General features: G+C 56.4%; 6 protein-coding genes and 2 pseudogenes. 5 read left to right on the top strand and 3 right to left on the bottom strand.

Translation table 11 applies throughout. The annotated features are described in order from the left end of the window. Together ACR3EG_RS03255 and ACR3EG_RS03250 are read right to left on the bottom strand one after the other, a co-directional pair. Positions 1-959, bottom strand: a pseudogene (locus ACR3EG_RS03255) (pyridoxal phosphate-dependent aminotransferase); the annotation flags it as partial. Continuing rightward, positions 956-1,603, bottom strand: a complete 648-nt coding sequence (locus tag ACR3EG_RS03250) for a TetR/AcrR family transcriptional regulator (protein ID WP_480482838.1) — start codon at positions 1,601-1,603, stop codon at positions 956-958. The gene ACR3EG_RS03250 and the pseudogene ACR3EG_RS03255, both read right to left, overlap by 4 nt. Before the next feature lie 93 nt (positions 1,604-1,696). Here ACR3EG_RS03250 and ACR3EG_RS03245 point away from each other — a divergent pair, with 93 nt between their 5' ends. From ACR3EG_RS03245 to ACR3EG_RS03230, 4 genes and pseudogenes are all read left to right on the top strand, one after another. Beyond that, positions 1,697-2,491 (top strand): ABC transporter ATP-binding protein, encoded by a 795-nt coding sequence (locus ACR3EG_RS03245; RefSeq protein WP_480481861.1) that lies wholly within the window; start codon positions 1,697-1,699, stop codon positions 2,489-2,491. 36 nt (positions 2,492-2,527) lie between these two features. Further along, positions 2,528-3,292 (top strand): transporter substrate-binding domain-containing protein, encoded by a 765-nt coding sequence (locus tag ACR3EG_RS03240; RefSeq protein WP_480481859.1) that lies wholly within the window; start codon positions 2,528-2,530, stop codon positions 3,290-3,292. A gap of 9 nt (positions 3,293-3,301) precedes the next feature. After that, complete coding sequence (locus ACR3EG_RS03235) at positions 3,302-4,048, top strand: ABC transporter permease (protein WP_170356311.1); 747 nt, start codon at positions 3,302-3,304, stop codon at positions 4,046-4,048. Beyond that, a pseudogene (locus ACR3EG_RS03230) lies at positions 4,045-4,804 on the top strand (ABC transporter permease). The gene ACR3EG_RS03235 and the pseudogene ACR3EG_RS03230 overlap by 4 nt, the downstream one beginning before the upstream one ends. A 70-nt stretch (positions 4,805-4,874) precedes the next feature. Here the strand turns inward: ACR3EG_RS03230 and ACR3EG_RS03225 are convergent. Further along, positions 4,875-5,810: a helix-turn-helix domain-containing protein gene (locus ACR3EG_RS03225; protein WP_480482836.1), complete on the bottom strand. Its 936-nt coding sequence runs from the start codon at positions 5,808-5,810 to the stop codon at positions 4,875-4,877. Between the two features lie 204 nt (positions 5,811-6,014). Between ACR3EG_RS03225 and ACR3EG_RS03220 the strand changes: the two genes are divergently transcribed. Next, positions 6,015-6,665, top strand: coding sequence for an amidohydrolase family protein (locus tag ACR3EG_RS03220; RefSeq protein WP_480482834.1), 651 nt, complete (start codon positions 6,015-6,017; stop codon positions 6,663-6,665). Positions 6,666-6,703: the final 38 nt, after the last annotated feature.

Below are 6,703 nucleotides of genomic sequence, written 5' to 3'. Positions count from 1 at the left end.
CCGGCCTCTGGGCGGTGTACGACAAGCCCGGCTTCGGCGTGTAGCGTGTTCAAGGATCAGGGCGCGGCTTGCAAAGCGGGACGCCATGCCCGCCGCAACCGACGATCCGTCCCGGACTGCTTTTTCCGTCATGTCTGCGATGAAGGGTTGGTTACCGAACAGCATTGTCTCGGAGACCGGCAGAAGCGCTGCACAAAACTCGGCTGGGCCAACACACCAGCCGCTGCGAAAACCGGGGGCGGCGTGGGATTTTGATATCGACGATACCGCGATGACCCGGTCTGCCAGCTGCGGATCAGAAAGCGGCGACACAAAGTTGGCATCATCGAACACCAGATGCTCGTACACTTCGTCCGAGATGATCCACAGGTCATGTTGTTGCGCAATTTTACCGATTTTACTGATATCTTCCGCGGCTAGGATCGCGCCCGTCGGGTTGTGAGGAGTGGTCAACAGTATCGCCCGGCTGCGCGGCGTGATACGCGCGGCAAGATCGTCGGCCTGAAGTCGAAACCCGTTTTCAGCGCGCAGCACCGGAACCGGTTCAGCCCGCTGGCGCGGATGACGCCCTCATAGGTCGCATACATGGGATCGCCGACCAGAACTTCGGACCCGGCTTCGGCAACGCCCTGCATCACCGCATAAAGCGCTGTCTGCGTGCCGGGAAAACACAGAATGTTTTCAGGCAGAAACTGCCGCCCACGGCTTTCGGTGTATGTTTCGGCCAAAGCTGCACAAAGCCCGGCCTCTCCGCGCCCGTTTGAATATCCGGTACGGCCCGATTGCAATGCCAAGGCCGCCGCGTCGCACAACTCTTGCGGTGTTGGCACGTCCGGTTCGCCGATCGTCATTTCCACGAGATCTGCGCCTGCCTCGGCCAATGCGCGCGCCTTCAGGTGGACTTCCCACTTGCCGCCGCCCAATCCGGCCAGCCGTTCGGTGATTGCTGTCAGCCTCATTTGGGCTTGCTCTCCTGCGTTAGATCCAAATCGAGAATGGCGGAAACGGATTGCAGCCCGATTTCAACCAGTTCACCTTGTTCAAATGCGTCCGGCAGCGCCCCGCCTTCAAGCCACAGACCATCGATCACCGCGTTGCACGCAATGGCCAGTTGCCGCAAACGGGCAGGGGGCGCGGGCCGGTCAACTTCGTTCAGCGAGGCTGCAATCAGTTCCTCAAGCTGGTCCCGAAAATAGGCATATGTCCGTTCATGCGTCGCTTTCATCTGCGGGTCGTGCTGCACCTTGTTCAGAAAGCTGGCCCACAGGGCGATGGCGCGGGGGTCGACAACGGGTGGTGTCAAAGACGCCGTCACGAAAGCGACCAGCCTGGTTTGCGCGCCGACCTCTGTGCCCGTCGCAGGTGCAAAGGTCTGGTCGGTCATCGTGTTCATGTGGTGCTCGTAGGCGGCGACGATCAGATCTTCTTTGGAGCTGAAGTAGTGGCGGATCAGCCCCCCCGTGACATTTGCGCGTTCTGCGATTCCCCGCACCGTGGCGCCGCGCACGCCCTGCTCGGCAATCAGTTCCAGCGTGGCTAGAATCAAAGCTTCCTGCCGGGATTCGGCCGACTCGCGCCTGAATTTTTTGCGTTCTTCGCTCACAACTGGTTCGTTTTCGCTGATTGCATTAATTATACGCTTGCATAATTACGATGTTCACGGCTTACTGCAATCGGAAAATTGGGGTCGCAAAATATGGACACAGCCGCTGCCGCATCAGCACAGCAACCTGACACCCGCCGTGAGGCGATCCGGGTGGAGGATTTGCATAAATCCTTTGGCGATTTAGAAGTGCTGAAAGGCGTAGATCTGATCGCGCATCAAGGTGATGTTGTTGCGATCATCGGCGGTTCGGGTTCTGGTAAGTCGACCATGCTGCGCTGCATCAATTTTCTGGAGACGCCAACGTCGGGCAAAATCGTCATAGGCGGCGAAGAGGTCGCGATGCGTTCAGATGGCAGCCCGGCCAGCCAGAAGCAAATCGAACGTATACGCACCAAACTGGCGATGGTGTTCCAGCAATTCAATCTGTGGACGCACCGCACCTTGTTAGAGAACGTGATCGAGGTGCCGGTGCATGTCCTGAAGGTCCCAAAGGCAGAAGCGATCGAGCGCGCGCGCGAATTGCTGGTCAGGGTTGGCCTAGGCGGTAAAGAGGACACGTTTCCCGCTTACCTTTCGGGTGGTCAGCAGCAGCGAGCCGCGATTGCACGGGCGTTGGCCGTTGATCCGTCTGCCATGCTGTTTGACGAACCCACATCCGCGCTGGACCCTGAACTGGTCGGAGAAGTTCTGACCGTGATCCGTGACCTGGCCGCTGAGGGGCGCACCATGCTGCTGGTCACGCATGAGATGAAGTTCGCCCGCGAGGTCGCGAACCACGTCGTCTACCTATATCAAGGTCGTATCGAAGAGCAGGGCCCACCTCCCGAGCTTTTCGGAAATCCGCAATCCGAGCGGCTGAAACAATTCCTCAGCTCGGTCGGATAAAACAAAAAAATAAACACTATCAACATGGAGAAACTTATGAAAATCAAAGCATTCCTGACTGCAATCTCTGCCGCAGCCATGCTGGCGGCAGGCGGTGCTGCAGCCGAGCAAGTCAAGATTGGTATTGCAGCTGAACCCTATCCACCATTCGCCTCGCCGGACAGCGCGGGCAACTGGATCGGCTGGGAAATCGAGGTAATCGAAGCGGTTTGTGCCGCGGCCGAGCTGGACTGCGTGATTACGCCTGTTGCCTGGGACGGCATCATCCCATCCCTGACCGGTCAGCAGATCGACGCGATCATGGCCTCGATGTCGATCACCGAAGACCGGTTGAAAACCATCGACTTCAGTGATGCGTACTACAATACGCCTGCGGTGATTGTTGCCGACAAATCAATTGATATCGAGCCTACGCCTGAATCGCTGGCTGGCAAGATTATTGGCATTCAGGCCTCGACGATTCACCAAGCCTATGCGCAGGAATACTTCAAGGACGCCGAGTTGAAAGTCTACCAGACTCAGGACGAAGCCAATCAAGATCTGTTCGCAGGCCGAATTGATGCGACCCAGGCAGACAGCATCGCGATGGCGGATTTCGTGAACTCGGACAATGGCAGCTGCTGCGAAATCAAAGGAGCCGTTGCGGATGATCCCGCCATTCTGGGCCGTGGTGTAGGTGCAGGTGTACGTAAGGGCGATACCGAGCTTCTGGAAGCGCTGAACAAAGGGATCGCGGCGATCCTGGCTGACGGCACGCACGAGAAAATCACCGAGGGCTATTTCACCACCAGCATCTACTAAGGCGCTGTTGTGACCGGACTATTCGAGACACTGGGCCTCGGCGCCAGCGCCGAGTTGCTGTCGCTGTCAAGCTGGGGCGGCAACCTGTTGCGCGGGCTTGCCAATTCTCTGCAGATCGCCGTGGGCGCTTTTGGAATGGGGCTGGTAATCGGGCTGTTCGGTGCCTACGGGAAACTCTATGGGGGGAAGGTCACACGTGACCTTCTTGCCATTTATACAACGGTAATCAGGGCGGTGCCCGAACTGGTGCTGATCCTGATCCTGTACTATGTCGGCAGCGATATCATCAACAAGATCTCTGAGGCGTTCGGAGGAGGTCGAGTTGAAATCAGCGGTGTCGCCGCAGGCATCTGGGTCTTGGGCGTTGTACAGGGGGCCTATGCCACCGAAGTGCTTCGTGGGGCTATCAAGGCGGTTCCGGTCGGGCAAATCGAAGCGGCAAAATCCTATGGAATGCCCGCATTTATGATCATGCGTCGCGTGACGATCCCAGCAATGATGGGATTTGCGGTGCCAGGCTTGGCCAATCTGTGGCTTATCGCGACCAAGGATACGGCCTTGCTGGCTGTTGTCGGGTTCAGTGAATTGACACTTGAAACACGACAGGCGGCAAGCAGTACCCGAGCTTACTTTACCTTCTTTCTGGCTGCGGGCTTTCTGTATCTCATGGTCACCCTTTTCTCGGGTGCGGTTTTTGCCCGTATTGAGAAATGGGCGCGCCGTGGCCAGCCTTCGTTGAAAGGGGGTTCCTCATGATCACCGTGAAAGCGCTGATGCAGCCGCACCGCATCGTCATGATGCTGTTGTTTGCGGCCCTGATTATCTGGTGTGCCTTTTCGCTGCGATGGGATTGGATCCCGCAATACGCGCCGCTGGCGTTGCAGGGCCTTTGGACGACGATCTGGCTGCTGGTGGTGACAACCGTTCTGGGGTTTTTATTGGCGGTGCCGCTGGGCTTGGCGCAGGCGATCGGCCCTTGGTACCTGGCGACACCTGCCCGAGTGTTCTGCACCATAATCCGTGGCACACCACTGCTGTTGCAGATTTGGCTGTTGTATTACGGACTGGGTTCGCTGTTTCCGCAGTTTCCTTGGATAAGGTCGTCAGAGCTGTGGCCCTACCTGCGCCAAGCATGGCCTTACGCGGTGCTTGCGTTGACCTTGTCCTTCGCTGGTTATGAAGGTGAGGTCATGCGGGGTGCGTTTTCCAGTGTCGCGAAAGGGCAGCTTGAGGCTGCAAAGTCTTTTGGAATGCCACGTTTTACGATGTTCCGCCGGATATGGCTGCCCCAGGCTGTGCGCAACGTGCTGCCAACCTTGGGCGGAGAAACGATCCTGCAGCTCAAGGCGACCCTTGGTTGCAACGATCACGGTGGTCGAGATTTACGCCGTCTCTTCGCGGGTTCGATCTGACACGTTTATCGTATACGAACCGCTTCTGTTGTTGGCCTTGGTCTATATGGTCCTAGCCGGGTTGATCGCTTTGGCTTTTCGCCGATTTGAAGGTGTTTGAAGTCAGACACTGTCTTGTCGGCCCGCACTTGTTAAGTAGTGGATAACCAGTCCGGGTATTTGCAACTTAATTACAAGCCAAGGCGGAACTTGGTCGGTGTCATTCCGGTTTGACCTCGGAAAAAGCGAGTGAAGTGGGACTTGTCGGAATAGCCAAGCATCAGACCAATCTCCGCAATTGTCATCCGGTCTTCTTTTAGGTGCTTCTTGGCAATATCGACACGCAGCCGTTTGATTTCGCGGGGTAGCGTTGTGCCTTGCTGCTGAAGCGCTTTCAGGAACCGTTCCGGCTGTATTCCCAGCAACCTGGCCACCATCTCCGGCCCCAAATCGGTTTCATCCAATTTGTCGCGCAAGACAGAGCGCAATGCAGCCACCACGGTTACTTCTTCATCTTGTTGCGGCGAGGCTATTGGCCTGGCAGAGCCGTCAGAGACATGGTGCAAAAACAACCATTCCACAGGAAAACTAATTTGCATTCCGGGATCGGGTCCAAGGCCAACCTCGATCCCCTTGTAGTCGATCGGTAGACCATTGATGTATCTGCTTTCCCATCGTACGCGCGAAGAATCCCAGGAATCGCCGACGACGGTCTGCAATAGACGTACATAGATTGCGGCTCCAAAACCGGTCACCTGAACGGGTGGAACAGTTGGTTCTTGCTGCCTCTCGATACGATAAGTCGCTTTGTCCGCTTCAATGATAAGGCTGTGCCGTACAGAATTGGATTCCTGCGGCACAAGCCCAACAAAGCGGGTAAAGAACTCGAACAGCGTTTTTGTAGTTTGCAGGGCTTGAGCGAACGGAGGCCACTCTTGCAGGTTAAACGTCTCGCCTACATTCAGTCCAAGGTATCGGTCCCCTGACACTTCTGAGAAGGCATTTACCAAGCCGTAGACCAGCTCTGAGTGAACGAACACGGATGGGTCGGTCAACAGTTCGGCTTTCAAGCCGACCTGATCCAGTGCTGGTTGCGGATTGATCTTACGTTCGGTGAGATATTGCAAAAACGGAGCAGCTAAGGAGAGGCGAATAAAGCCCTCGCTATGCTCGGGAGGTGGCGTTGAAAGGCAAGCTCGTCATCCTTGTGAGGATTAGCAGTTATATTCAGTGGCCATTTTTATTATCACATTCGAACATCCTAATTCAAAAGTGGCAACCGAGGCAAAACTTTCCGGACTACAGTTGGCAGAACATGAATATGAGCACTTATGTCCGGTCTGCGAATGTCTCTTTGTTCGGTGGCAATTGTCGCTGCCGGTCTTTCTGTTGGAACCTCCGCGCACGCTCAGGATCAGGAAGAACCCCAAACGCTTTTCACCAACGTACATGTCTTCGACGGCGTCAATGAACAGCGTATCGAAAATGCGAGCGTTCTGGTTGAGGGCAACCTTATCAAGGCCGTCTCAACTGATGCGATCGATGCCCCCAATGCCGCGGTCATCGACGGAGAGGGACGGACCCTGACCCCTGGGTTTATCGAACTGCACGCGCACCTGATGCTGATGGGGCCGACCTTGCCCGCGATGGAGGCCAACACAACGTGGGAAGACTTTGCCATACACGGTGCGCGGATGGCCGAGATGTATTTGATGCAGGGCTTCACCACAGTCAGGGACGCGGGTGGAGCCAATGGCGGGTTACGCCGCGCAATTGACGCAGGCCAAATTGACGGACCGCGTTACTTTCCGTCCGGTGCATTTATCGGAACGCGAGGTGGTCACGCCGACTTCGCGAATTTCACCGCTCCACCGGGCTCGGAGACCAACATGAGCCGTCTGAACATGGCGCAGGAAGTTAGCGGGTGGACGACGTTTACAGGTTTGCACGCAACAATTTCCGCATGGGTGCGACACAGTTGAAGTTCATGCAATCCGGGGCGTCGTTTCGGCATTCGACC

The sequence above is a fragment of the Ruegeria sp. AM7 genome (genome assembly GCF_056535965.1).
The sequence above is the reverse complement of the archived record's forward strand: the minus strand, read 5'-3'. Positions and strand labels throughout refer to the sequence as shown.

Excerpts from the sequence above, each read along its gene's own strand:
- ACR3EG_RS03220 (WP_480482834.1), top strand. The coding sequence starts at position 6,015 with ATGTCCGGTCTGCGAATGTCTCTTTGTTCGGTGGCAATTGTCGCTGCC.
- ACR3EG_RS03240 (WP_480481859.1), top strand. The coding sequence starts at position 2,528 with ATGAAAATCAAAGCATTCCTGACTGCAATCTCTGCCGCAGCCATGCTG.
- ACR3EG_RS03245 (WP_480481861.1), top strand. The coding sequence starts at position 1,697 with ATGGACACAGCCGCTGCCGCATCAGCACAGCAACCTGACACCCGCCGT.